This is a genomic window from Cronobacter muytjensii ATCC 51329, assembly GCF_001277195.1.
GTDB classification, from domain to species: Bacteria; Pseudomonadota; Gammaproteobacteria; order Enterobacterales; family Enterobacteriaceae; genus Cronobacter; species Cronobacter muytjensii.
Genome location: NZ_CP012268.1, coordinates 1,077,892 through 1,103,238, shown reverse-complemented (window position 1 = coordinate 1,103,238; position 25,347 = coordinate 1,077,892). Strand labels below are relative to the sequence as shown.

The window sequence follows — 25,347 nt, the reverse complement described above, 5'->3', positions numbered from 1 at the left end:
TCTATACTGATAATTACCTTCATGGATCAACAGGATCCCGCAAAGACAATAAGGAGTGGCGATGAAATATATTCTGTGGGCGGTACTGATTATTTTTCTGATTGGGCTGTTGGTGGTTACGGGCGTGTTTAAGATGATCTTCTGATCTACCGGGCGCCGCCTGTCCGCGGCGCCCATTCTGTTATTGCGCGCCGTGGCTGCTGTAGTTAACCGGCACCCAGCGATACCCTTCTCCCTGCGCTTTTATCTTACCGATCCCCGGAAACGCGATATGCGCCGACGCGACCCAGGCGTTGCTTTGCGCTGCCATTTTCAGGGTTTTCTCTCTCGTTGCCACCGCGCCGTCCTGGTTGACGTCAAAATGGATAGCCACCTGAGGCTGCGGCATCTGCACCGCTTTGACATGAATAATATCGCCCCACAGCAGCAGTGTTTCGCCGCCGCGGCTCACTTTGTAGATAACGCTGCCGGGCGTGTGGCCGGGCGCGGGCAGCGCCTCAATGCCTGGCATGATCTGCGTTGGCGCGCGGAACGTGCCCAGTTTGCCCGCGTCAATGACCGGGCGCAGCGAACGTTCGGATTCCGCAAAGGTGTGGCGCTGGCTCTCTTCCACCTCGTTTTTCCGGGCGGGATTTAGCCAGAGATCGACATCGCGCTGATCCACCCGCACGGTGGCGTTCGGGAAGGCCAGCTTGCCGTCGCGCTGCACGCCGCCGGAGTGATCGCCATGCACGTGCGTCAGCAGGACGGTGTCGATTTGCGCAGGATCTATACCCGCAGCGCGCAGATTCTCTGGCAGATGACCGCCCGCGTCGCCCATCAGCGGGCCTGCGCCGGTATCCACCAGGATCAGCCTGTCGCCGGTGTTGATGACATAGGTGTTAATCGAGGTTTCAACCTGCGAGGTCAGCGCGTCGTCGGCGAGCCGCGCATTGAGCGCCTGTGGCGTGATGCGGGTTAAGAGTTTATCCGTCGGAATGGTCACGGTGCCGTCGGAGACGGCCGTTATCTGCCAGTCGCCCAGCATCATGCGGTAATAGCCCGGCGCCTGCGCCGGGTTAACGGCGAGCGGGGCGGCACTGACGTGCGCGGTAAAGGTGACGCTAAAAAGCGCCAGCAAGGCGGCGGTGATTTTCATCGTGTTTCTCCAGGTGATTTGCCTTGCCGAAGTATCAACGCCGGAATACTATCACTCCAATTGATTGGAGCCATAATGACTATCAAAGAAAACGATTTTCGTAAAATCGATCTCAATCTGTTGATCGCTTTCGCCGTGCTGTTTCGCGAGCAGAGCGTATCGATGGCGGCTGATAAACTGCATCTCGGCCAGCCCGCCGTGAGCGGCGCGCTCTCGCGCCTGCGCGATATGTTCGACGATCCGCTGTTTATCCGCAGCGGCCACCGGATGCAACCGACCGCGCGGGCCGTCGCCCTACACGCCGAGCTGATGCCGCTGCTGGAGCAGCTCCAGTCAGCACTGTTCCAGCAGGCCGATTTTCATCCGCAGCAGGCGAGCGCCACCATTACGCTCGGTATGACTGACTGGGTGGAGATGTGGCTGATGCCGCAGCTGATCCCGGCGCTGCGCGAAGCGGCACCAGGTCTGCGCCTGAGCGTGGTGGCGAGCTCGCCGTTTAACGACACGCGCCGTCTGGAAGAAGGCGAGCTGGATATGGCGATAAGCGTGGCGTCGCCCGGGCCGCGCTGGCAGGAGCGCGAGGTGCTGGTGAGTATGCCTTTCGTGACGCTCTGGCACCCGTCGCAGCTTACGCTTAACACGCCGCTGACACTTGCCGATTACGTGCGTGAACCACATCTGATGGTGACGTACCGGGAGGCGACGAGTAGCCTGATAGATACCCTGCTGGCACGCCAGGGCGAGCGCCGCAACGTCTGCTATACCACCCCGCATTTTGCCGGCCTGCCAGGGCTGCTGATGCAGATGCCCGCGCTCGCTACGGTGCCTGCGGGCCTGTGCGACCCGTGGCAGACGGCGTGGGGGCTTGCCGCAAGCCCGGTGCCGCTGGACGTGCCGCCGTTTGACGTGGCGCTGCTCTGGCATCAGCGCCATAACAGCGATCCGGCGCTGATGTGGCTGCGCGGGTTTATCCGCACGCTGCTGGCGGGCGGCGAGACAATCAGTGGCGGTTGATCGCCTGCGCGATAGCCGCTGAGGTGGTCAGCGCGCGGATCTCGCTAAAGAGTTCCGTCGCCTCGGCGTACTCTTTACGCAGATAGCCGAGCCACTGTTTTATGCGCGCCACGTGATACATGCCCGTGTCGCCCTGCTTCTCAAGCCGGGTATATTTTTGCAGCAGCTTTACCACATCCGGCCACGGCATGCGCGGCTCGTTATATTTGATAACGCGGCTTAAATTCGGCACGTTGAGCGCGCCGCGACCAATCATAATCGACTCGCAGCCCGTCGCCGCGAGACAGGCCTGAGCGCTGGCATAGTCCCAGATTTCGCCATTGGCGATAACCGGAATAGAGAGGCGTTCGCGGATCTCGCCGATGGCCTGCCAGTTGATACGCTCCGCTTTATAGCCATCCTCTTTGGTGCGCCCGTGCACCACCAGCTCCGTGGCGCCGGCCTGCTGTACAGCGTCGGCGATTTCAAAGCGCCGCGCGCCGCTGTCCCAGCCGAGACGAATTTTTACCGTGACCGGCAGATGCGCGGGCACCGCTTCGCGCATCGCCTTCGCGCCGCGATAGATAAGGTCGGGATCTTTTAACAGCGTGGCGCCGCCGCCGCTGCCGTTCACCAGCTTCGAGGGGCAGCCGCAGTTAAGATCGACGCCCCACGAGCCGAGCGCCACCGCGCGGGCGGCGTTCTCAGCCAGCCACTGCGGATGCTGGCCGAGCAGTTGCACCCGCACCCGCGTACCGGACGGCGTGCGGCTCTCGTTATGGAGTTCCGGGCAGAGTTTATAAAACGACTTTACCGGCAGCAGGCTATCCACCACGCGCAGAAACTCCGTGATGCAGAGATCGTAATCATTCACCCCGGTGAGCAGTTCACGCACCAGAGAATCAAGCACGCCTTCCATCGGCGCCAGTAAAACACGCATAACGCTACCCGCTAAAAAAAGAGGCGCTATGGTAGCGCCTCCCCATCGCGAAGGGAATGTGCTGGCGCGGCGTCAGAGTGTAAAAGAGCGCCCGCCGAAAAGTTTAGGTATGCTGAGGAGACGCCTGTGATCGGTAGCACAGTTTTAGATTTAATTGTATGATGAATGCGTTCGGTTAAAGGTTACCCTCTATGAGCACAATGCTGACTTCTCTCTGGCAACTGGTACGCGCTTTTATTTTGATTTACGCCTGTCTTTATGCAGGCATCGCGCTCGCTGCGCTGCTGCCGATTACGATCCCCGGCAGTATCATCGGCATGCTGATCCTTTTTCTGCTGCTCGCGTTTCAGATCCTCCCTGCGAAATGGGTGCAGCCCGCCTGTCATCTGCTGATCCGTTACATGGCGCTGCTGTTTGTGCCGGTGGGTATCGGCGTGATGCAATATTTCGACGTGCTGCAGGCGCAGTTCGGGCCGGTGGTGGTCTCCTGTTTTATCAGTACGCTGGTGGTGTTTATGGTGGTGAGCTGGAGCTCGCATCTGGCGCACGGCGAGCGCAAAGTGATTGGTCAGAAAAGGAGCCATGAAAAATGATCCAGAATATCTGGTGGTCTCTGCCGCTGACGCTGCTGGTGTTTTTCGCCGCCCGTAAGCTTGCCGCGCGGCTGAAAAGCCCGCTGCTGAACCCGCTGCTGGTCTGTATGGTCGTGCTGATCCCCTTCCTGATGCTGACGGGTATTTCGTATGAGCGCTATTTCCAGGGCAGCCGTGTGTTGAACGATCTGCTGCAACCCGCCGTGGTGGCGCTGGCGTTCCCGCTGTATGAACAGCTGCACCAGATCCGCGCGCGCTGGAAGTCCATCATTACCATCTGCTTTGCAGGCAGCGTGGTGGCGATGGTGACGGGCACCTCTATTGCGTTGTTGATGGGCGCAAGCCCGGAAATCGCGGCATCAGTCCTGCCCAAATCCGTTACCACGCCGATTGCGATGGCCGTGGGCGGCAGCCTTGGCGGCATTCCGGCCATCAGCGCGGTGTGCGTGATTTTCGTCGGCATCCTTGGCGCTGTTTTCGGCCACGCGCTGCTGAACGTAATGCGCATTAAAACCAAATCGGCGCGCGGGCTGGCGATGGGCACTGCCTCGCATGCCCTCGGCACGGCGCGCTGCGCGGAACTGGATTACCAGGAAGGCGCGTTCAGCTCGCTGGCGCTGGTGATTTGCGGGATTATCACGTCGCTGGTGGCACCGTTCCTGTTCCCGCTGATTCTGGCGTTATGGCGTTAAAACTTGCGATACGTCGCGCATTTTCTTTTTAAATTTCATTTGTTGCATAGCCAGTGAGAGTTAAATCACATATAAAGCCTCAGGAGCGCCGTAAACTACGGTTCCGGTTACTTATTTGAGGCTTTGCCATGCACCCACGTTTTGAAACTGCCTTCGCACAGCTGCCGGCTGCGCTGCAAGCCGCTCTGGCTCCGCTGCTTGCCGATCCCCATTTTCCGGCGATGTTCAGCGCCGAACAGGTTGCTGAAATTCGCCGCCAGAGCGGACTGGATGACGACGCGCTGGCCTTCGCGCTGCTGCCCCTGGCCGCCGCCTGCGCGCAAACCGAAATATCCCACTTTAACGTTGGCGCCGTAGCGCGCGGCCTGAGCGGCGCGCTCTATTTCGGCGCCAATATGGAATTTCGGGGCGCGGCGATGCAGCAGACCGTTCACGCCGAACAGAGTGCTATCACCCATGCGTGGATGCGCGGCGAAGCTGGCCTTACGGCGATTACCGTCAATTACACGCCATGCGGCCACTGCCGTCAGTTTATGAATGAGCTTAACAGCGGGCTTGCGCTTCGTATCAACCTGCCGGGCCGCGCGCCGTCGAAACTGGGCGATTACCTGCCGGACGCCTTCGGCCCGCGCGATCTGGATATCAAGACGCTGATTTTTGATACCGAAAACCACGGCTACGCGCAGCATGGCGACGCGCTGACTCAGGCGGCGATCGCGGCGGCGAACCGCAGCCATGCGCCTTACAGCCAGTCGCCTTCCGGGCTCGCCATTGAAACCCGCGATGGCGCGGTGTTTACCGGCAGCTACGCTGAAAACGCCGCGTTCAATCCGTCGCTGCCGCCGTTACAGGCCGCGCTGAATCTGCTGAGCCTGAACGGCTACGGCTGGCATGACATTCAGCGCGCGATGCTTGCCGAGCGCAGCGATGCGACCATTGTACAGCGCGACGCCACCGCCGCGACGCTGAATGCGCTGGGCTTTGCCGACCTCAAGCTGATAGCGCTCGCCTGATCCACCGCTGCGGGCGCCCTGCCCGCAGCGACGAAAAATGCTTCAACCGGACGTTCGATTCTTGCTCTTGCCCGACGGGTAAAGTAGCCTTGAGTCTCTTTCCTTATTGCTTCGAGCTGCCTGAATGTTAAAGCGTTTGTTATACAGCCTGCTGGCCCTGATTGGCGTACTGCTGTTAACGGCGCTGCTGCTCGACCGCTGGATTAGCTGGAAAACCGCGCCTTATGTCTACGACGAGCTGCAGGATTTACCCTGGCGTCAGGTGGGCGTGGTGCTCGGCACCGCCAAGTATTACCGCACCGGCGTTATTAATCAGTATTACCGCTACCGCATCCAGGGCGCGCTGAACGCTTATAACAGCGGCAAAGTGAATTACCTGCTCCTGAGCGGCGATAATGCCCAGCAGAGTTACAACGAGCCGGTGACAATGCGCAAAGATTTAATTGCCGCCGGCGTCGATCCGGCGGATATCGTGCTGGATTACGCCGGTTTCCGCACGCTCGATTCCATCGTGCGTACGCGGCGCGTGTTCGATACTAACGACTTCATCATCATTACCCAGCGCTTCCATTGCGAGCGCGCGCTGTTTATCGCGCTGCATATGGGGATTCAGGCGCAGTGTTACGCCGTGCCGTCGCCGAAAAATATGCTGTCGGTACGGGTGCGCGAGTTTGGCGCGCGTTTAGGCGCGCTCGCGGAACTCTATATCTTCAAGCGCGAACCGCGCTTTCTCGGCCCGCTGGTGCCTATCCCCGCCCTTCACGAAGTGCCCGACGACGCGCAGGGCTATCCCGCAGTGACGCCGGAACAGATGCTTGAGTTGCAGAAGAAGAAGTAAGTCGCAGGGGATTTTAAATCCCTTGTGTGGCGGGACTGGCATGGGGCACTCGCCAAATGGTACCCACCCTACAAACACTGCCATCGCCGCTTCGCACCCGCTCCCCCTCACGCCCCTGCCCCATAAAAAAAGCCCCCGCTGGCGGAGGCTTTTTCGGTATGACAAACAACAGTTATTTTTTACGCGCGTATTTCAGCGAATCCAGGGCAACCGCGAAGATGATAATCGCGCCCTTGATGATGTACTGCCAGTACGGGTTGATGCCGATATAGGTCAGACCGTAGTTGATTACGGTAAAGATTATCACACCGGTCACGACGCCCAGCACCGTACCCACGCCGCCGCTGAAGGAGACCCCGCCCACCACGCACGCGGCGATGGCGTCAAGCTCATACATAAAGCCCAGGTTGTTGGTGGCAGAGCCGATACGGCCCGCTTCCAGCAGCCCGCCGAAGGCGTAGAACACGCCGGAGAGCGCATAAATCATCAGCAGGTTCAACGCCACGTTGACGCCGGAGACTTTCGCCGCTTCCGGGTTGCCGCCGATAGCGAAAATGTTCTTACCGAAGCGGGTTTTGTTCCACAGGATCCAGACAAACGCCACGGCAATCAGCGCGTAGAACGTAATGTAGGAGAGTCTGAAGCTGCCGAGCGCCACAAAGCCCTGCGTAAAGGTCGAGAAACCACTGTCGAAGCCGGAAATCGGCGATGCGCCCACGAAGTCGTAATAGAGCGAGTTGATACCGTAAACGATAATCATCGTGCCCAGGGTAGTGATAAACGGCGTGACGTTCAGGTACGCGATGATAATGCCGTTAATCAGACCAATCACGGCGCCGATAGCGCAAACAATCAGGATCACCAGCGGGATCGGCATGGTCGCCATCTCCGGGAACACCTTGTTGGCGTTTTCCATCGATTGCAGCAGCGTCGCCGCCACCACCGCCGCCAGACCCACCTGACGCCCTGCGGAGAGGTCGGTGCCCTGGGTGACAATCAGCCCCGCCACGCCGAGCGCGATAATAATACGCACCGATGACTGGGTCAGAATGTTACTTAAGTTCAGCAGGCTTAAAAAAGTTGGGTCCTGGAAAATAATAATGGCCAGCAACACTAAAAGGACGACGTAAATACCGCCTTCTTTCAGATAAGTGAGAAAACTCTTCTTATTTAACGCACTCATGAGGAGCCCCTGATATTAAAGGTGCAAAGACGCAAGACGCAGAATTTCGTTTTGCGTCGTCGTTTTGGTGTCAACAATCCCGGAAACGAGGCCATTGCTCATTACCAGAATACGGTCAGTTATCCCTAACAGCTCAGGCATTTCAGAGGAGATAATAATGATCCCCTTGCCCTTTTTCGCAAGCTCGGCAATGAGCTGATAGATTTCAAATTTCGCGCCTACGTCAATCCCGCGGGTCGGTTCATCGAGCATTAATATTTCCGGCTGGGTCAGTAGCCAGCGCCCGATAATAACCTTCTGCTGGTTACCGCCGGAAAGCGAACCTATCTGGGTGCGATGGCCCGGCGTTTTTACGCGCATCGAGTCAATAACCCACTGGGTATCGCTTTTCATGCGGGAATTGTCCAGCAAACCGATTTTGCTTTTGTAGTTGCGAATATTGGAAATCAGGGAGTTGAAGCCGATATCCAGATAAGCATAGATCCCCGTTGAGCGGCGCTCCTCGGTCACCAGCGCGAAACCATTATTAATGGCCTCATTCGCGCTATGGTTATTAATCTTTTTGCCATGCAGACTAATCGTACCGCCAGATTTTTCACGGATACCAAATAACGTTTCCACGATATCGGTACGTTTCGCGCCCACCAGCCCCGCAATGCCGAGAATCTCTCCTTTATGCAGATCAAAAGAGACGTCGCGAATAGACGGCTGGCGCAGCGAGGTCAGATTGCGTACCTCAAGGATCACTTCGCCGGGCTTGTTTTCACGATCCGGGAAGCGCTGGTTAAGCGAACGACCCACCATCATGGCGATGATCTTATCCATATCCAGCCCGTCGAGCGGCTGAGTGGCGATCCACTGACCGTCGCGCAGAATGGTGATTTCATCGCACAGCTGGAAGATCTCTTCCATTTTGTGGGAAATATAAACGATGCCGCAACCGCGCTCTTTCAGCTTGCGGATAATCTTAAACAGATGATTAACTTCTTTCTCAGTCAGCGAAGACGTCGGTTCATCCATGATGACGATTTTGGCGTCATAAGAAAACGCTTTGGCGATTTCAATCATCTGCATCTGCGATACGGAAAGCGTACCCACGCGAGCTTTCGGATCAATATCAATATCCAGCTCGTCGAAAATCGCTTTGGTATCACGAAACATTTTTTCCTGGTCGACAAACATGCCTTTGGTCGGATAACGGCCGAGCCACATGTTGTCCATTACAGAACGCTGTAATACCAGGTTTAATTCCTGATGGACCATCGAAATTCCATTCTCAAGTGCTTCTTTGGCAGAATGGAAATCTATTTCTTTCCCCTGGAAGAGAATACTGCCGGAATCTTTCTGGTAGATCCCGAAAAGGCATTTTAATAACGTTGACTTGCCCGCGCCATTCTCGCCCATCAGAGCATGAATAGAATGAGGGCGAACTTTTAAATTCACGTTATCGAGTGCCTTAACGCCCGGGAAGCTCTTGTTGATATTCGTCATTTCCAACAAGTATTCGCCTGGCGACTGCGTATTATTGCTGACCATATTTATACCTGGCTGCGAGAGTGTTGTCTGAGCATGGCACGGCTTAACAGGGGCGCAAAAGGCGCCCCGTAAGAACTTCGCAATTATTATTTACCGGTGATTTCCGCCAGGTTGTCTTTATCAACGCCGACGTAAGGAATGCGCACCACTTTATTTTCAATTTTCCAGTTGGTGCCATCTGCCGCGCCTTTACCTGCCGCCAGGTTTTTAGCAAGGTCAAACGTCGCTTTCGCCTGGTTATTGGCATCGTTCAGTACGGTACCGGCCAGCGCGCCAGATTTCACCAGCGCCAGGGCTTCCGGCAGCGCATCCACGCCGAAGACCGGCACAGCAGATTTGTTATGCGCTTTCAGCGCTTCTACCGCGCCCATCGCCATCGCGTCGTTGTTCGCGATAACCACTTCGATTTTGTTCGCGTTCGGGCCAGAGAGCCACGCGTCCATTTTGTCTTTGGCCTGAGCGGTGTCCCACATGGCGGTATCCAGTTGCAGCTGCTGGGTTTTGATGCCCTTGTCGTTCAGCTCTTTGATAACGTAGGTGGTGCGCGCTTCCGCATCCGGATGGCCCGGTTCGCCTTTCAGCAGCACGTACTGGATCTGACCGTCTTTGTTAAGATCCCAGCCCGCGTTGGCTTTCCAGTGCTTGGCAATCAGATCGCCCTGGATAATGCCGGATTCTTTTGAGTCGGTGCCCACGTAATAGGCTTTGTCATAGCTGTCCAGCGCTTTGCGAGACGGCTCTTTGTTGAAGAACACGATAGGGATGTTCTGCCCACGCGCTTTTTCGATAACGGTGCCTGCGGCAGCCGGGTCAACCAGGTTGATCGCCAGAGATTTGACGCCTTTCGCCAGCAGGACGTCAATCTGATCGTTCTGCTTGGACTGGTCGTTCTGGGAGTCGTTCATCAGCAGCTGAACGTCGGACGACGCAGAAGCCTCTTTTTCAATCGCCTTGCGCACGACGGACATAAAGTTGTCGTCATATTTATAAATGGTTACGCCAATACGGTCGGCCGCCTGAGCAGCAGTGCCAAAAAGCATGCAGGACATAACGGCAGAGAGGGTCAACACCTTCTTATTCATGGTATCTCCGGTTTTTATGCAGGGTAGCTATCGTGAAAAACGGGCGGCAGGACGGTAAGGAGAAAAGCCTTACTGAATGCCGAAGTTCACTAATAAAAAACTCTTCCTTGCTCGGTAATGCTCCAGTAAAGCTTTTTTGTGGCTCCGGGCCGGCAGATAACGTCAGTGTTAAATCGCCGTTACATAATGTTTCAGGCCCATGAGACGCCGTCATCATAGACAGCGCAATGTTAATATACTGTGAATTTACTCACAGATTGAAAGCGGTTACATCACGCCGGTTTATAAACTAGTGATCGGGGCCACACTTTGTCTCGCCGCCACGGAATGGCGCCGCACCAGGGTCGGCATGAAACAGTGCGTCGCCCCCGGATCCAGCTCTCCTGCGGCTCCCTGTAACGCCAGCTCGGTGGCGAGCTTCGCCATGGAGACCACAGGATACCGCACGGTGGTGAGCTGCGGGTCGGTGTAACGGGCAATCGGAATATCATCGAAACCAATGACTGACACATGCTGCGGCACCAGGATGCCGTTATCTTTCAGCGCCGTCAGCGCGCCCGCCGCCATGCTGTCGTTATAGGCGAATACGGCGGTAAGCTGAAGGTTGCGGCCCAGCAGCTCTACCATCGCCGCCTCTCCGCCCTGCATATCCGGGCTACCGGTGCCGACCCAGCTTTCCGGCGGCTGTACGCCGTCGTCAGCCAGCGCCCGCTGCCACCCTTCGCGACGTTTATCGTTATCGTCAATCTGATGGCTGGAAGCGAGATAGCCGATGCGCTGATGGCCGCTGCTTTGCAGCATGCGCGTCGCCATCATGGCGCCGGTGACGTTATCAAGCCCGACGCAGCGATGCGCGTAGCCGGGCACGATGCGGTTAATCAGCACCATGCCGGGCACCTGTTCAAGGAAGGTCGAAAGCTCGTCGTCGCTGAGCGATTTGGCATGGACGATAAGCGCGCTGCACCGCTGGCGGATCAGCACTTCAATGGCGTGACGCTCTTTTTCCGCCTCGTGATAGCTGTTGCCAATCAGCACATATTTGCCGTGCTGCTGCGCCACCACATCGACCGCTTTCACCAGCGCGCCGAAGAAGGGATCGGAAACGTCCATCACCACCACGCCGATGGTGTCGCTGACTTGCGTGGCGAGCGCCTGCGCGTTGGCATTCGGGCGATAGCCGAGCTGCGACACTGCCTGCATCACCGTTTCACGCGTTTCAGGGCTGACCAGCGCGCTGTTGTTGAGAACCCGGGAGACAGTCGCGACAGAAACCCCTGCCAGACGGGCGACGTCACGAATGGTGATCATGGCGACCACCCTGAAGAGCTGAAATGCGTCTCACAGAAACCCCCTGTGTTAAGTCAGGAGGCTATTCTGGCAGTGTGCTGCCACGCGCTGCGTGAAGCGCATCACAGCGCTGGAAACGGTTACATGCAATTTGTTAACGATTGTGATCCAGATCGTTATCTGGATGATGCGGATTGCGGTGCGCCTGCGGCGAGGCGGGTCAGACGCCGCCACAGCCACTCCAGCGGCCCCTGACGGAAGTAGCGCAGCCAGAGCACGGAAAAGACAAGGTTAACCGCCCAGACCGCCGGCACAAACGCCAGCAGCGCAAACCGGTCGAATTTCATAAAGAGGCCGAAGTGGTTAAAAAGTGTGGTGCAGATGAGGCTTTGCAGCAGATAGTTGGTGAGCGCCATCCGCCCCACGCAGGCGACGGCGGTCATCAGTCTCAGGCGCGCCAGCCACGGCCAGTAGCCGAACACAAGCGCCGTATAGCCAAGCGCCTGAAGCGGCGCGCCGAGCTCGCGCGGCGCCTGAAGAATAAACGCGCACCAGCGGTAATCCCAGCCGAGCCGCCACTGAACGATAATCGCCGGCAGATTAATCGCCACGCCAAGCGCCACCAGCCCGAAGCCCGTGCGCCGGTAGTGCCGCTGGCTGAATTCGCCGCGTAGCCAGCCGCTGCGCATCAGCGCCGCGCCGGTCAGCATCAGGCCCGCCAGTTGCCAGCCATACTGCGCGCCGAGCGCCAGCAGCATCGAGGAGAGCAGATTGAGGCGATTGCGGATGGCTTCCATACCGCCTTCGAGACGCCAGAATTTCTCATAGAACAGATCGCCCGCCTGCGGCGTCCAGGAGCGGTTCATGCTGTCACCGGACATCATGCCGAGCAGCAGCAGCACCGCAATGCCAATGAGATAGAGCACCACGCCGGTTTTAAACAGCGACTTCACGCTCTGAGCGTCGCGCACCATGCGCCAGCAGACCAGCCCCACCAGCCCGTAAGCCAGGAGGATATCGCCGTCCCAGATAAAAATCGCGTGAATGAACCCGAGCAGCACCAGCAGCGTCAGACGCGCCTGGATCCACCGTTTGCCGCGCGGCAGCAGCATTTGCAGCCCGGCGCCGAACAGCAGCGCGAAAAGCGTGAGGAATTTGACCTGCGCGAAGAGATCAAGCAGCGCCCATGTCCAGGCGTCGCGGTCAGTGATAGCGCCATACCAGGCGGGATTGAGATAAGCCGCCTTCGGCAGTCCAAAGGCGGTGATATTGAGCAGAAGGATGCCGAGAATCGCCAGGCCGCGTACCGCGTCGAGGGTAATATTTCTCGTCATCCTGGCGCCTTAGCCGTTGTGGTGACGCACGGCGCGCAGAAACTCCTGGCGCGTGTTCTGGCTGGACTTAAACAGCCCGCCGAGCGAGGTCGTCGTGGTGGCGCTGGTGGCGTCGCGGATGCCGCGCGCTTTCACGCAGTAATGCACCGCGTCAATGGAGACCGCCACGTTATTGGTGCCGAGCAGGGTTTGCAGCGCCACCAGCACCTGCTGGGTCAGACGCTCCTGCACCTGCGGACGCTGGGCGAAGAACTGTACGATGCGGTTGATTTTAGACAGGCCGATCACCGCGTCTTTCGGGATATACGCGACGGTCGCTTTGCCGTCGATGGTGACGAAATGGTGTTCGCAGGTGCTGGTCAGCGTGATATCGCGCACCGTCACCATCTCATCCACCTTCATTTTATTTTCAATGACGGTGATTTTCGGGAAGTTGGCGTAATCGAGGCCGGAGAAGATTTCATCCACGTACATCTTGGCGATGCGGTGCGGGGTTTCCATCAGGCTGTCATCGCTCAGATCGAGATTAAGCAGTTGCATAATTTCGGTCATATGGCCTGCGATCAGGCGCTTGCGGGTTTCGTTATCCAGTTCGTTGACTGGCGGACGCAGCGGCGTTTCCAGACCGCGCGCGACCAGCGCTTCATGAACCAGGGCCGCTTCTTTACTGAGTGATGGCATTGTTATTTTCTCCAGCAGGTGTAACCAGACTCTGCCCGGCCGGGGCTGAGCGTGCGCTCATTGTGCGTGAGCTAACGCACATAATCCAGTGGCCGGGGCGAAATTGTTGAAATCGTCGTGGCCTTTCAGGCGCGTCGCCAGACCAGCGCGCCGCCGACAAACAGCGCCGCCCCTGCGAGCCACAGCGCGGGTTCCAGCCTGCCGGTAAAGTGGCTGGCGAGCGCGGACGTCACGGGGCCGACCAGTTGCCCCACCGCGTAACCGGTGGTGAGCAGCCCCGCCAGGTAACGGGTGTGCTGTGGTGCCAGCTCGCGCCCGCATTGTAAGGAGAGTTGCACCGCGCAAAGGAACCCGCCGCCGACCAGCAGCGACCCGACCACCAGCCCGGACAGCCCCGGCAGCAGCGCGGCCGCCAGCACACCCAGCCCCTGGAGCCAGAGCACAACGGCGAGCCGCTGCGGCGCCGTGCCGCGTGTTCGCCAGAGAATGCTGAGCGCAATCCCCACCACCGACGCCGCGCCGAACACCGGCCAGACGAACTGCGCAAAAAGGCTGCCGGGAAAACGCGCCGCCGCCATTTGCGATAAAAACGTCGCGGGCAAAATATAGCCGTAACCCGCAAGGCTGTAGCTCCAGACGAGCCGTTTCAGCGCGGGCGTCAGCGCCAGCGGCGCGGGCGGCGCATCCGCCCGATGCAGTTGCCCTTTACGGGGCAGATACCGGGCGATAAGCGCAATCAGCGCCAGCGCCAGCACGCCGTAAATCACCCAGCCCTGCGCCGCGTTTAGCGCCGCGCCCTGGATCCAGACCGCCAACAGACCGCTTATCGTGATGCCAACCCCAGGCCCTGCAAACACCGCCGCGCTCAGGCCCGGCTTGCCGTGATGGGCGAGTTGTTCATTGGTCCAGCCCGCGGCCATCACAAGCGCCCAGCCGCTCATGCAGCCAATCACAAAGCGCACCACGCCGTGCGACCACGGGCCGTCCGCCAGCGCCGACACCAGCGTCAATAGTACCGCGCCCCAGACCCCCGCATGCAGACGGTACTCCACATGACGCCGGGCGCGCATCGCGTCCCATGCGCCCAGCAGATAACCGAGATAGTTAGCGGCAGCCACCAGCCCCGCGCTGGTCAGCGTCAGCTGGCCTTCGCCCACCATTAACGGCACCTGCGGCGTAAAAGCGAAACGCCCAATCCCCATCGCCACGACCAGTGACAGAAAACCGGTTAATGCAATACGCAGCGCCACGCCGCCCCCAATTGTTAAAATAAAGTTATCAATATGATGCGCCATGATGCCCACCCGGTGAAGTGAAACTTGCTCACCTGGCGTTTAAACTGCACTATCCGGGTTTGAAAAAAAGGAGCCACTATGGAACTGCTCGAAGAACACCGCTGTTTTGGCGGGTTACAACAGCGCTGGCGTCACGACTCCCGCGTGCTTAACTGCCCGATGACCTTCAGCCTTTTTTTACCGCCCGACGCGCAGACCCCGCCGCCGGTGGTGTGGTGGCTGTCGGGGCTGACCTGCACCGATGAGAACTTCACCACCAAAGCGGGCGCGCAGCGTGTCGCGGCAGAGCTGGGGCTCGCGCTGGTGATGCCCGACACCAGCCCGCGCGGCGATGATGTGGCGGATGACGCCAGCTATGACCTCGGCAAAGGCGCCGGTTTTTACCTGAACGCCACCGAGGCGCCGTGGGCTGCGCATTACAGAATGTTTGATTATCTGAGCAATGAGCTGCCGCAGGTGCTGGCAGAGAACTTTACGCTCGCGCCAGAAGCGGCCATCAGCGGGCATTCAATGGGCGGCCACGGCGCGCTTATCATGGCGCTGAAAAATCCGGGGCGTTTCCGCTCGGTATCGGCGTTCGCCCCCATCGTGAATCCGGCCGGGGTGCCGTGGGGTAAAAAAGCGTTCAGCGCCTACCTCGGCGACGATACGCAGCGCTGGCAGGCGTGGGACAGCTGCGCGCTGATGGAAAACGCCGACCCGGCGCACGCCATCCCGACGCTTATCGATCAGGGCGACAGCGATCCGTTCTTCGGCGAACAGCTCCAGCCCGAGCGTCTCGATGAAGCCGCGCGCGAGGCCGGTTGGCCGTTAACCTTGCGTATGCAGCCCGGTTACGACCACAGCTATTATTTTATCGCCACCTTTATTGAAGAGCATTTGCGCTTCCACGCGAAGCATTTGCGTTAACAGACGAGCGCGGTGGGGTTAAAGGTCGTGCCGGTCAAGGGCACTCGCCATCAAACCCGCCGTAATAAAAAAGGGCGCTTGCGCGCCCTTTTCTTATTTCTTCAGATGATCCGGAAATTCCATATCGCGATAACGCACAAAACGGGTGCCCTTCGCGAACTTATAACCAAACCAAATCAGCAGGAACAGCGGGATGCCGATATAAGTGGCCGCCACGGCCGCCCAGTCGATGGTATCCGCCAGGAATGCCTGATAGTTCTGGCCAAGCGTGATGATAAGACACAGCACGAAGGCGAAAATCGGGCCCAGCGGGAAGAAACCGGAACGGTACGGCAGGTTATTGATATCGTTGCCCTGCATCACATAGCCGCGGCGGAAACGGTAATGGCTGATGGCGATGCCAAGCCAGGCGATAAAGCCCGTCATCCCGGAGGTGTTAAGCAGCCACAGGTAGACCGTCTGGTTGCCGAACATGGAGGTCAAAAAGCACAGCCCGGCGATAACCGTCGTCGCATACAGCGCGTTACGCGGCACGCCGCCTTTAGAGAGCTTCGAGAAAATGCGCGGCGCTTTGCCGTCGCAGGCGAGCGTATAGAGCATACGGGTGGACGCATACATCCCCGAGTTGCCCGCTGAAAGCACCGCCGTCAGGATCACCGCATTCATAATCGCCGCCGCGCCCAGCAGACCCGCATGTTCGAATACCAGGGTGAACGGGCTGACGCTGATGTCTTTCACATCGTTGCGCAGCAGGCTCGGGTCGGTGTACGGAATAATCAGGCTGATAATCAGAATGGCGAACACATAGAACAGCAGGATACGCCAGAACACCTGGCGCACCGCGCGCGGAATGTTCTTCTCCGGATCTTCAGATTCGCCCGCGGCGATGCCGATAAGCTCGGTGCCCTGGAACGAGAACCCGACGATCATCGCCACGCCTATCATCGCCGAAAAACCGCCCGCGAATGGCGCGTCGCCAATCTTCCAGTTGCTCCAGCCAGCGGGTTCAGAGCCTTTGAAGATACCGACAATCATCGCGATACCCACCAGGATAAAGATAATCACGGTGGCGACTTTAATTAAGGAGAACCAGTATTCCGCTTCGCCGAAGCCCTTCACGGAAATGACGTTCAGCAGGAACATGATGCCGAGGAACAGGGCGCTCCAGATCCAGCCCGGCGTGTCCGGGAACCAGTAGCTCATCACCAGTTGCGAGGCCACGAGGTCAACCGCGATGGTCACCGCCCAGTTGTACCAGTAGTTCCAGCCCAGCGCGAAGCCAAAACCCTCTTCAACATACTTCTGGCCGTAAGTGGAAAACGACCCGGACACCGGCATGTATGCCGCCAGTTCGCCGAGGCTGGTCATGAGGAAATAGACCATCAGGCCGATGAGAATATAGGAAAACAGCGCGCCGCCAGGGCCCGCCTGAGAAATAGTCGCACCGGAGGCGACGAAAAGTCCTGTGCCGATGGAGCCGCCAATGGCGATCATGGTCAGGTGGCGCGCCTTCAGTTCGCGACGCAGCGCAGGCGCTTGTGTGGTTTTAGATTCGGAAACCATATAAAAATAATGCCCATCCATCAAAAGAGGCGCGATTGTAGCAGAGTTACCGCGGACTACCTGGTGGAAAAACGCGGTTATAAGAGAGCTTCATGATCGCCGGAGGATTATAAGTAAAGCAGCGAATCGGGGCGGCGGCGGAAAAAAAACTGATAATGAGCGCGCCGTGTGACGCGCTCCGCGAAATCAAAGTTCGCAATAACGCAGAAAGCGCGACAGCGCGCTGGAGAGGTGTTTCTGGCGGTGATGGATGCGATAAAGCGTACGCACCAGCGGCGGCAGCGGCAGTTTTACCTCCACGAGCGAGCCGGTTTCCAGCTGCTCGGCGATAACCCGGCGCGACAGACAGCTAATGCCAAGCCCGTGGCGCACCGCGTGTTTAATCGCCTCTGAATTGCCAAGCTCCATGCTCAGGCGAAACTGCGGCAAATGCGAGAGCAACAGGTAATCGACAATCTCCCGGGTGCCGGAGCCTTTTTCGCGCAGGATCCACGGCGTGGCGGCGAGGCGTTCCAGCGTCACCTCCCCTTCCAGCAGCGGGCTTGCGGGCGACGCGAACACCACCAGCTCATCTTCAAGCCAGGGCTGCGCCACGATCTCCGCCATATGACACGGCCCTTCGATAAGCCCGATATCAACGCGAAAATCGCAGACCGCCTGTACAACGTCCTGACTGTTGCCAACGCTCATCTCAAGCGGCAGATCCGGGAAGTCCCGCCGGTAGCGGGCGATGATTTCCGGCAGAATATAGTTGCCGATGGTGCTGCTGGCATAAACGCGGATCGCGCCGTTGTCGTTGCGAAACAGCCGTTCGATTTCACCCGCCTGCTCCAGCAACGCCACGGTGCGCGGGTAGAGAAGCCGCCCGTGTTCATTGACCACCAGCCGCTTGCCGACGCGGTCGAACAGCTGCACGCCAAGCTGTCCTTCAAGATCGGTGAGCGCCGCGCTGACGGCGGATTGCGACAGTGACAACATCTGGGATGCCTGGGTCGTCGAGCCGCTTTTCAGCACTTCGGCGAACACTTCCAGCTGGCGTAAGGTGATGTGCATGATGACCTCGTTCGGACGCTACGCGCTTACCACTTATTAAGATTAATTATAAATATATAATCAATTTTATTTTTATACCAGAGAGGCATAAGCTTATTCCATCACAGGAGGACGCTATGACCACACTGACATTTTCCGCCCGGCATCATGGGCTTACACATTTTCTGCCCGGCCTTGCGCTGACCGGCGCGCTAACGGCCGTCGCGCTCTGGGGCGGCGCGATCCCCGCCGTCGGCAACGCCGGTTTCAGCGCGCTTACCCTCGCCATTATCGGCGGAATGATTATCGGCAATACGCTCTATCCGCGCCTGCACAGCCGCTGCGACGGCGGCGTGCTGTTCGCCAAACAGCATCTGCTGCGGCTTGGCATCATTCTTTACGGGTTTCGTCTCACCTTCTGGCAGATAGCCGACGTGGGCGCGAGCGGCGTGCTGGTGGATATCCTGACGCTCGCCAGCACCTTTACCCTTGCCTGCTGGCTTGGGCAGAAAGTCTTTAAGCTTGACCGCGAAACCAGCTGGCTGATTGGCGCGGGCAGCAGCATCTGCGGCGCGGCGGCGGTGCTGGCGACCGAGCCCGTTGTGAAAGCGCAGGCGAGCAAAGTGACCGTGGCGGTCGCGACGGTCGTGATTTTCGGGACGCTGGCGATTTTCGTTTATCCGCTGCTGTGGCCGTGGCTGGCGCCGTGGTTTAACGAACAGAGCTTCGGAGTCTATATCGGCTCGACGGTGCATGAAGTGGCGCAGGTCGTGGCGGCAGGCCATGCGGTTAGCCCGGACACCGAAAACGCGGCGGTTATCGCTAAAATGCTGCGCGTGATGATGCTCGCTCCGTTCCTGCTGCTGCTGGCAGGCCGCGTGAAACAGCTCGCTCCGCGCGGCGGCGAACAGGCGGGTAAAATCACTATTCCGTGGTTCGCGCTGCTGTTTATCGCCGTGGCCGCGTTCAACTCGCTGCACCTTCTGCCGGCGAGCCTGGTGCAGGCGCTGGTGACGCTCGACACCATTCTGCTGGCGATGGCGATGGCGGCGCTGGGGCTGACCACCCATGTCAGCGCGCTGAAAAACGCCGGCGTGCGACCGCTCCTGATGGCGCTGGTGCTGTTCGCCTGGCTGATTGTCGGCGGCGGCGCTATCAATCTGGCGGTCACGCATCTGCTGGGTTGAACGGACGCGCCTTTCCCTGCCAGGCCCGCTATGATAAAACGTTCCCCCTTTGCGGGTATGACAGGAGAAAACGATGAAGTTTACAGGCGCGCACGTTAGCGCATCGGGCGGGGTCGCTAATGCCCCGGTCCGCGCGGCGGAAATCGGCGCGACAGCCTTTGCGCTGTTTACCAAAAACCAGCGCCAGTGGCGCGCGGCGGCGCTGACGCCTGCCGTCATCGACGCGTTCAAAGCCGCCTGCCGCCAGCACGGCTTTGGCCCGGGGCAGATCCTGCCGCACGACAGCTTTTTAATTAACCTCGGACACCCGGAGCCGGAAGCGCTGGAGAAATCCCGCGCGGCGTTTATCGATGAGCTGGAACGCTGCGCGCAGCTCGGGCTGACGCTGCTGAACTTCCACCCCGGCAGCCATCTGCAACAGATAAGCGAAGACGCCTGCCTCTCGCGTATCGCCGAGTCGGTGAATATCGCGCTGGATAAGACCGAAGGGGTAACGGCGGTGATTGAAAACACCGCAGGTCAGGGCAGCAATCTCGGCTTCCGCTTTGAACACCTGGCGGCGATTATCGACCAGGTAGAAGACAAATCCCGCGTCGGCGTCTGCATCGACACCTGCCACGCGTTCGCGGCGGGTTATGATCTGCGCACCGAAGCGGATTGTGAAAAGACCTTCGCGGAGTTCGACCGCATCGTCGGCTTTCAGTACCTGCGCGGCATGCACCTGAACGACGCTAAAAGCGCGTTCGCGAGCCGGGTCGACCGCCACCACAGCTTAGGCGAAGGCAACATCGGCTTTACGCCGTTTCGCTGGATAATGCAGCAGCCGCATTTCGACAATATTCCGCTGATTCTGGAAACCATTAATCCCGATATCTGGAAAGAAGAAATCGCCTGGCTGAATGCGCAGCAAACCGGCGGCGCGCAGGCGCGCTGATTAACACGCATCTCAACGCCGCGCGTTAAGCTGCTCTGCAAGCCGCGTCAGCGAGGCAAACCCGGCGCGGGCGCTCTCAATAGCGGGCGCCTGCTGCCAGACGTCGCTGAACACCTCCAGCGACCACGGCCCCTGATACCCGCGTTGCATCAGCGTGCGCGCAAACGCTGCCACCGGCAATTCGCCCTCGCCGGGGTAGGCGCGAAAATGGCGGCTCCACTCCTCCACCGGTAAGTTTTTACGCGGCGCGTCGGCAAACTGTGTAAAAAAGATTTTTTCAGGCGGGATCGTATCGAGTTCCAGCGTATCCCCGAGCGCCAGCACATGGAAGCTGTCGAGCACCAGGCCGAGCGCCGGATTATCCACAGCCTGCACGCGCGCCCACGCCTGGGTATAGCGATTCACATGACGGCCCCAGGCCAGCGCCTCGTAGCCCACCCGCGCGTCGAATTCCGCCGCGAGCGCCGCCACACGCGCTAAATCCTCCACCTGCCGCGCCGGGTCGGCGCTGCTCTGCGCCGCCAGATTGCTGCACAGCAGCAGGTCGCGACAGCCCATTTCGCGCATGGCCTCAAAGGTGCGGCACGCGCGGTCGCGCGTCTGCGGCCACTGTTGCGGCGGCGCTCCTTCAATATTACGCAGCGGCTGAAAGAGAAAAATCGTTAACCCCAGCTCCTGGCACAATGCGGCGAGTCGCGCCGGGCTTTCGCCCCAGGCGGTGAAATCCGGTTCAAAAATCTCCACGCCGTCGAAACCGGCCTGCGCGATGGCGCGCAGTTTTTCCGGCAATGTTCCGGCGACGCAGACGGTGGCGATTGAGCGAAGCACAGCGTCCTCCTGTGAGTTTTGTCAAAGGTTTAAGTGTTGACGCAAACCGTGCGGAGGGCAAAAAAGAGGGGTAACGAGAAATGACAACGGGGATAAAAAAACTCCCTGCCGGAGCAGGGAGTCTTCATCGTCAGGCTGCTTTCGCCGCCATTTCGCTTTCCGGACGTTTCAGGAAAGCGTAAACCAGACCCGCCAGCAGCGCCCCTGCCACGATGGCGAGCAGGTAGCCCAGCACCGGGCTGATAGCGCCTGGGATGAGCAGCACGAACAGACCGCCGTGCGGCGCCATCAGTTTCGCGCCCACCGCCATGGAGATAGCGCCGGTTACCGCGCCGCCCACGATGCAGCAAGGGATGACGCGCATCGGATCACGCGCCGCGAACGGGATAGCCCCTTCGGAGATAAAGCACAGGCCCAGCACCAGCGCCGCTTTGCCCCCTTCCTGCTGGCCTTTGTCAAACTTACGACGGGCCACCAGCGTTGCGATACCCATTGCCAGCGGTGGAACCATACCGGCCGCCATAATCGCCGCCATCGGCGCATAAACCTGAGAACTAAGCAGGCCAACACCGAAGGCATACGCCGCTTTATTGACCGGGCCGCCCATGTCAGTACACATCATCGCGCCAAGGATAGCGCCCAGCAGAACGGCATTGCCCGTTCCCATGCTTTGCAGCCACGCGGTCAGGCCCGCCAGGATTTTCGCAACCGGCGTGCCAATCACGTAAATCATCGCCAGACCGACAATCAGGCTTGAGAACAGCGGAATGATGAGGATTGGCTTCAGCGCCTCCATGCTCTGGGGCAGCTTCACTTTGCCGCTGATGGCTTTCGCCACGTAGCCTGCGAGGAAGCCCGCGATAATACCGCCGATGAACCCGGAGCCGGTGCTGACCGCCAGCATACCGCCGATAAGGCCTGGCGTGAGACCCGGACGGTCAGCGATAGAGAACGCGATGTAGCCGGCAAGCACAGGCACCATCAGCGCGAACGCGGAGCCGCCGCCGATTTTCATCAGCGCCGCCGCGAGCGTGCCTTCCTGTTTAAAGGCTTCGATACCGAACACGAAGGAGAGCGCAATCAGCAGACCGCCCGCCACCACCATCGGCAGCATATATGAAACGCCGGTCAGCAGGTGACGGTATGGACCGCCGCCGCCCTGGGCTTTCTGGTCGCCCTGGGCGGACGCCGTCTGGCCGGAAGGCTGATACGGCTTCGCGTCGGCCACCGCTTTATCGAATTCCTGCGCGGTTTTCTTCAGCGCAAGACCGGTGGTGGTGCGATACATCGGCTTACCGGCAAATTTCGCCAGATCCACTTCGATATCCGCCGCCACGATAACCAGATCAGCCTGCGCCACTTCTTCCGGCGTGATAGCGTTGCCCGCGCCAACCGAACCGCGCGTTTCCACTTTCACCCACCAGCCGCGTTTTTTAGCTTCAGTTTCAATCGCTTCCGCCGCCATAAAGGTGTGCGCGACACCGGTCGGGCAGGCTGTCACCGCCACGACGCGTTTCGGGCCGCTGGCGCTGGCGCTGACGTTTGCCGCTGGCGCTGCCGCAGCAGGCGCGCTGTAAGGCGCGGCGTGAGATTTCGCTTCGCTTAAGAAAAGCTCCGGGTGCGCCACGGCGCGGTTAATATCGCCGAGGTAAACCTTTTTGCCGTTCAGCGAGGTGTCGCCCGGCACGGCGTTGCCGATAACAATCGCCAGCTCCGCATCGTTCGGGTTGTCAGTCAGTTCCAGATGCGCTTTTGGCGCGGCGGCGCCAAGCAGCGTTTTCGCCATATAAGCGCGGGCCTGTCCACACCCGGGCTCGATAATCAGCAGCGTTTTCATTATGCCTCTCCTGCTGTTAGTGGAAGGGTTTTAAGTCGACACGCGCCATCATGGCGGCCAACTGTGTCCTGTCGGTGATGCCGACGTTGCTCTGGCTGACCGCCAGCGCCGCCACCGCCGTTGCAAGACGTAGGGTATGTTCACTGGATTCACGCATCAGCAGGCCGTAAATGAGACCGCCGACCATGGAATCCCCTGCCCCGACCGTACTGACGACTTCACAGGACGGCGGTTTGGCGATCCATTCACCCGACGCGTTCACCCACAGCGCCCCTTCCGCGCCCAGAGAGATCACCACATGGGCGATACCCTGTTCGCGAAGCGCGTGAGCCGCCTCGATAACATCTTTCAGTTCCGGCAGTTTGCGACCGGCCCAGATCTCCAGCTCGCGGCGGTTCGGCTTCACCAGCCACGGCGCGGCTTTCAGCCCGGCCACCAGCGCCTCGCGGCTGCTGTCGAAAATAATGCACGGGCACTGGCTGCGCAGGCGGGTCATCCAGTCGGTAAACGCCTCCGGGGAGACGCCCGACGGCAGGCTGCCGCTGACGCAGACCATGTCGAACTGACCAAGCCAGGTTAAGGAGTCGTTAACGAAACGCTCCCAGTCGGCAGGCGTCACTTCAAAACCGGAGAAGTTGAGGTCGGTCACTTCGCCGTCTTTCTCCGTCAGCTTGACGTTGATGCGGGTACGGCCCTGCACCACCTGGAAACGGTTGGCGATGCCGAGTTCGCTGAACAGCTGCTGAAAGCCGTCCTGGTTGTCTTTGCCAAGAAAACCGCCGACGGTGACGTCGATACCTAAATCTTTGAGCACTTTGGCGACGTTAATGCCTTTACCCGCCGCGTGCAGGCCAGTGGTCCGCACGAGGTTAACTTCGCCGCGCTCAATCTCTGCGCAGTAACCTACCAGGTCGTATGCCGGGTTAAGGGTAATGGTGGCGACGCGTCTGCTCATGCTGCGCCCTCCCCGAGGCCGGCGTTAATGGCTTCGCCGATGGCGTCCAGCGCCGCCTGCGCGTCATCGCCCTGCGCGGTAAAGCGCAGGCGATGACCTTTCTTCACGCCCAGCGCGACGACTTTCATCAGGCTGCGGCCGTTGGCCGGTTTGCCGGAGCCGTCAAGGTTGGTCACGGTGACATCGCTGCTGAACTGCTTGATGGTATTCACCAGCACAGTGCCCGGGCGGGCGTGCAGGCCGTGCTCGTTACGCACGGTAAACTCGGCGCTCAGCACATCGTCGGCCAGCGCGTCGTCGCTGGTCAGAAGCGACAGCAGCGTGGCGGCGTCAGCGTTCAGCAGACGTTCAGCTTTATTGGCGATTAGCAGTTCGCTGACGCGGCCCAGCACCTGCAAGGGCTGGTCGTCGGCAACGGCGACGGTCAGCAGGAGACCGACGGTTTCGCCCTCCTGCGTAAACGGCTGCGCCGGACGGCACGCCGCAACGGCGCTGGTCAGGTTGCCATTCGGGCTGTCGGCAAGCCAGACGCCCTGACCGAGATTCAGCGGCTTCGCGTTAATCACATGGCTGACGAATTCCGCGTCCACCGCGCCTGCCTCGCTGAGACGACCGGCGTTCAGCGCCTGCAACGTCACCAGGCTTGTCGCCGCGACGTCAAGCGTGATGGTATCGTTATCAAGTTTCATGCCCGCGCTTTGCTTCTCGCCCATCAGCAGGGCGCGCAGCTCTTCCGCCGTGGCGGCGGTTTTCAGCTGTTCAGCAATGGCGTCGTCGCTCAGTACATGCGTGAGCTGACGCAGCAGACCGAGATGTTCGTCAGAGCTGGCGGCGATGCCAATAGCGACATAGGCGATTTGATCCTCGCCCCAGGCCACGCCCTGCGGGAACTGAAACACCTGAACGCCGGTTTTCAGCACCTGATCGCGGGTGTCGGTCGTCCCGTGAGGAATAGCGATACCGTTGCCTAAGAAGGTAGACGTTTGCTGCTCGCGGGCCAGCATGCCGTCAACATAACCGGCGCTGACGTTGCCTGCGTTTACCAGCGCGTCAGCCACCTGACGAATCGCCGCTTCTTTATTACCGGCCTGTGCGCCGGGATGGATATCCTGAACAGATAACTGGAACATGGTCTCCTCGCTTGCTGAACCCGAATCGTTTCAGCCGTTGTGAGAAAAAGAGCGTTATCCCGTCAAATGAGCGAAAACGAGATAACGCTGAAACGTTTCAAGAAAGTCTGCATTTTCCATAGCCCGTGCGCAAGAAAAGCCGTTATTCACGTATTGAATATTAGAGATCCCGCACATTTCATCCTTTAGTGAAACGCGACGGCATTCTGTTTCAGCCGGTTTCAGCAGGCGTCAGCTCGCTTTTACAACGTGGCGTTTCATTCTGAAATGCCATTTTGATTTTTTGTGGCGTCTCACCCGCTGGCCGCTGTTCAAAGTATGGCAAGGGGCGTAAACTCCGCCCCTTCTTTCCTGATTTTGTTTTCAT

25 protein-coding genes are annotated in these 25,347 nt (G+C 59.2%); 9 read left to right on the top strand and 16 right to left on the bottom strand.

Features of this window, described 5'->3' with window-relative positions; translation table 11 throughout:
- Window positions 1-61 precede the first annotated feature (61 nt).
- Window positions 62-145, top strand: coding sequence for a small membrane protein YohP (yohP, locus tag AFK63_RS21775; protein ID WP_071603651.1), 84 nt, complete (start codon window positions 62-64; stop codon window positions 143-145).
- A gap of 36 nt (window positions 146-181) precedes the next feature.
- Here yohP and AFK63_RS05115 read toward each other — a convergent pair whose 3' ends face one another.
- Window positions 182-1,138: an MBL fold metallo-hydrolase gene (locus AFK63_RS05115; RefSeq protein WP_038861831.1), complete on the bottom strand. Its 957-nt coding sequence runs from the start codon at window positions 1,136-1,138 to the stop codon at window positions 182-184.
- A gap of 75 nt (window positions 1,139-1,213) precedes the next feature.
- Between AFK63_RS05115 and AFK63_RS05110 the strand changes: the two genes are divergently transcribed.
- On the top strand, window positions 1,214-2,152 hold the full coding sequence (locus tag AFK63_RS05110; RefSeq protein WP_038861829.1) for a LysR family transcriptional regulator: 939 nt from the start codon (window positions 1,214-1,216) through the stop codon (window positions 2,150-2,152).
- On the opposite strand, the gene dusC is transcribed toward AFK63_RS05110, so the two are convergent.
- Window positions 2,139-3,071, bottom strand: a complete 933-nt coding sequence (dusC, locus tag AFK63_RS05105; protein ID WP_038861826.1) for a tRNA dihydrouridine(16) synthase DusC — start codon at window positions 3,069-3,071, stop codon at window positions 2,139-2,141. The two genes, AFK63_RS05110 and dusC, sit on opposite strands and share 14 nt — an antisense overlap.
- Window positions 3,072-3,262: 191 nt before the next feature.
- On the opposite strand from dusC, the gene AFK63_RS05100 reads away from it, so the two are divergent.
- From AFK63_RS05100 to sanA, 4 genes are all read left to right on the top strand, one after another.
- Window positions 3,263-3,664: a CidA/LrgA family protein gene (locus tag AFK63_RS05100; protein WP_038861823.1), complete on the top strand. Its 402-nt coding sequence runs from the start codon at window positions 3,263-3,265 to the stop codon at window positions 3,662-3,664.
- Entirely contained in the window at window positions 3,661-4,356 is a 696-nt protein-coding gene (locus AFK63_RS05095; protein WP_038861821.1) for a CidB/LrgB family autolysis modulator, read from the top strand. The genes AFK63_RS05100 and AFK63_RS05095 overlap by 4 nt, the downstream gene beginning before the upstream one ends.
- Window positions 4,357-4,484: 128 nt before the next feature.
- Window positions 4,485-5,369, top strand: a complete 885-nt coding sequence (gene cdd, locus AFK63_RS05090; protein WP_038861820.1) for a cytidine deaminase — start codon at window positions 4,485-4,487, stop codon at window positions 5,367-5,369.
- A 124-nt stretch (window positions 5,370-5,493) separates the two neighbouring features.
- The gene (gene sanA / locus AFK63_RS05085; RefSeq protein WP_053531557.1) at window positions 5,494-6,207 is read left to right on the top strand and encodes an outer membrane permeability protein SanA; all 714 of its coding nucleotides are present in this window, start codon (window positions 5,494-5,496) and stop codon (window positions 6,205-6,207) included.
- Window positions 6,208-6,379: 172 nt separating this feature from the next.
- Here sanA and mglC read toward each other — a convergent pair whose 3' ends face one another.
- From mglC to AFK63_RS05050, 7 genes are all read right to left on the bottom strand, one after another.
- Complete coding sequence (gene mglC / locus AFK63_RS05080; protein WP_038861817.1) at window positions 6,380-7,390, bottom strand: galactose/methyl galactoside ABC transporter permease MglC; 1,011 nt, start codon at window positions 7,388-7,390, stop codon at window positions 6,380-6,382.
- Between the two features lie 15 nt (window positions 7,391-7,405).
- Window positions 7,406-8,926: a galactose/methyl galactoside ABC transporter ATP-binding protein MglA gene (mglA, locus tag AFK63_RS05075; protein ID WP_038861816.1), complete on the bottom strand. Its 1,521-nt coding sequence runs from the start codon at window positions 8,924-8,926 to the stop codon at window positions 7,406-7,408.
- Window positions 8,927-9,012: 86 nt separating this feature from the next.
- Window positions 9,013-10,008 carry a galactose/glucose ABC transporter substrate-binding protein MglB gene (gene mglB, locus AFK63_RS05070; RefSeq protein WP_038861814.1) on the bottom strand — a complete coding sequence of 332 codons (996 nt, stop codon included), beginning with the start codon at window positions 10,006-10,008 and terminating at the stop codon, window positions 9,013-9,015.
- Between the two features lie 282 nt (window positions 10,009-10,290).
- Window positions 10,291-11,316, bottom strand: coding sequence for an HTH-type transcriptional regulator GalS (gene galS, locus AFK63_RS05065; RefSeq protein WP_038861813.1), 1,026 nt, complete (start codon window positions 11,314-11,316; stop codon window positions 10,291-10,293).
- A 155-nt stretch (window positions 11,317-11,471) separates the two neighbouring features.
- Window positions 11,472-12,629 (bottom strand): DUF418 domain-containing protein YeiB, encoded by a 1,158-nt coding sequence (gene yeiB / locus AFK63_RS05060; protein ID WP_038861808.1) that lies wholly within the window; start codon window positions 12,627-12,629, stop codon window positions 11,472-11,474.
- 9 nt (window positions 12,630-12,638) lie between these two features.
- Entirely contained in the window at window positions 12,639-13,310 is a 672-nt protein-coding gene (gene folE / locus AFK63_RS05055; RefSeq protein WP_004387461.1) for a GTP cyclohydrolase I FolE, read from the bottom strand.
- A gap of 125 nt (window positions 13,311-13,435) precedes the next feature.
- Complete coding sequence (locus tag AFK63_RS05050) at window positions 13,436-14,560, bottom strand: YbfB/YjiJ family MFS transporter (protein WP_038862341.1); 1,125 nt, start codon at window positions 14,558-14,560, stop codon at window positions 13,436-13,438.
- Window positions 14,561-14,683: 123 nt separating this feature from the next.
- Between AFK63_RS05050 and fghA the strand changes: the two genes are divergently transcribed.
- Window positions 14,684-15,514 (top strand): S-formylglutathione hydrolase, encoded by an 831-nt coding sequence (gene fghA / locus AFK63_RS05045; RefSeq protein WP_038861806.1) that lies wholly within the window; start codon window positions 14,684-14,686, stop codon window positions 15,512-15,514.
- Between the two features lie 93 nt (window positions 15,515-15,607).
- Here the strand turns inward: fghA and AFK63_RS05040 are convergent, their stop codons facing one another.
- Window positions 15,608-17,077 (bottom strand): amino acid permease, encoded by a 1,470-nt coding sequence (locus AFK63_RS05040; protein ID WP_038862339.1) that lies wholly within the window; start codon window positions 17,075-17,077, stop codon window positions 15,608-15,610.
- A 186-nt stretch (window positions 17,078-17,263) separates the two neighbouring features.
- On the bottom strand, window positions 17,264-18,130 hold the full coding sequence (gene yieE, locus AFK63_RS05035; RefSeq protein WP_038861805.1) for a DNA-binding transcriptional regulator YeiE: 867 nt from the start codon (window positions 18,128-18,130) through the stop codon (window positions 17,264-17,266).
- Window positions 18,131-18,246: 116 nt separating this feature from the next.
- On the opposite strand from yieE, the gene AFK63_RS05030 reads away from it, so the two are divergent.
- Both AFK63_RS05030 and nfo read left to right on the top strand, forming a co-directional pair.
- The gene (locus tag AFK63_RS05030; RefSeq protein WP_038861804.1) at window positions 18,247-19,296 is read left to right on the top strand and encodes a YeiH family putative sulfate export transporter; all 1,050 of its coding nucleotides are present in this window, start codon (window positions 18,247-18,249) and stop codon (window positions 19,294-19,296) included.
- A gap of 73 nt (window positions 19,297-19,369) precedes the next feature.
- The gene (gene nfo, locus AFK63_RS05025) at window positions 19,370-20,230 is read left to right on the top strand and encodes a deoxyribonuclease IV (RefSeq protein WP_038861803.1); all 861 of its coding nucleotides are present in this window, start codon (window positions 19,370-19,372) and stop codon (window positions 20,228-20,230) included.
- A 12-nt stretch (window positions 20,231-20,242) separates the two neighbouring features.
- Here the strand turns inward: nfo and AFK63_RS05020 are convergent, their stop codons facing one another.
- The 5 genes from AFK63_RS05020 to AFK63_RS21395 form a co-directional block, all read right to left on the bottom strand.
- The gene (locus AFK63_RS05020) at window positions 20,243-21,058 is read right to left on the bottom strand and encodes a sugar phosphate isomerase/epimerase family protein (RefSeq protein WP_038861801.1); all 816 of its coding nucleotides are present in this window, start codon (window positions 21,056-21,058) and stop codon (window positions 20,243-20,245) included.
- A gap of 130 nt (window positions 21,059-21,188) precedes the next feature.
- Window positions 21,189-22,895 carry a PTS fructose transporter subunit IIBC gene (fruA, locus tag AFK63_RS05015; protein WP_038861799.1) on the bottom strand — a complete coding sequence of 569 codons (1,707 nt, stop codon included), beginning with the start codon at window positions 22,893-22,895 and terminating at the stop codon, window positions 21,189-21,191.
- Between the two features lie 16 nt (window positions 22,896-22,911).
- Window positions 22,912-23,850 (bottom strand): 1-phosphofructokinase, encoded by a 939-nt coding sequence (gene fruK, locus AFK63_RS05010; RefSeq protein WP_007750403.1) that lies wholly within the window; start codon window positions 23,848-23,850, stop codon window positions 22,912-22,914.
- Window positions 23,847-24,980: a fused PTS fructose transporter subunit IIA/HPr protein gene (gene fruB, locus AFK63_RS05005; RefSeq protein ID WP_038861796.1), complete on the bottom strand. Its 1,134-nt coding sequence runs from the start codon at window positions 24,978-24,980 to the stop codon at window positions 23,847-23,849. The genes fruK and fruB overlap by 4 nt, the downstream gene beginning before the upstream one ends.
- Before the next feature lie 211 nt (window positions 24,981-25,191).
- Window positions 25,192-25,347 (bottom strand): hypothetical protein, encoded by a 156-nt coding sequence (locus tag AFK63_RS21395; RefSeq protein ID WP_155884329.1) that lies wholly within the window; start codon window positions 25,345-25,347, stop codon window positions 25,192-25,194.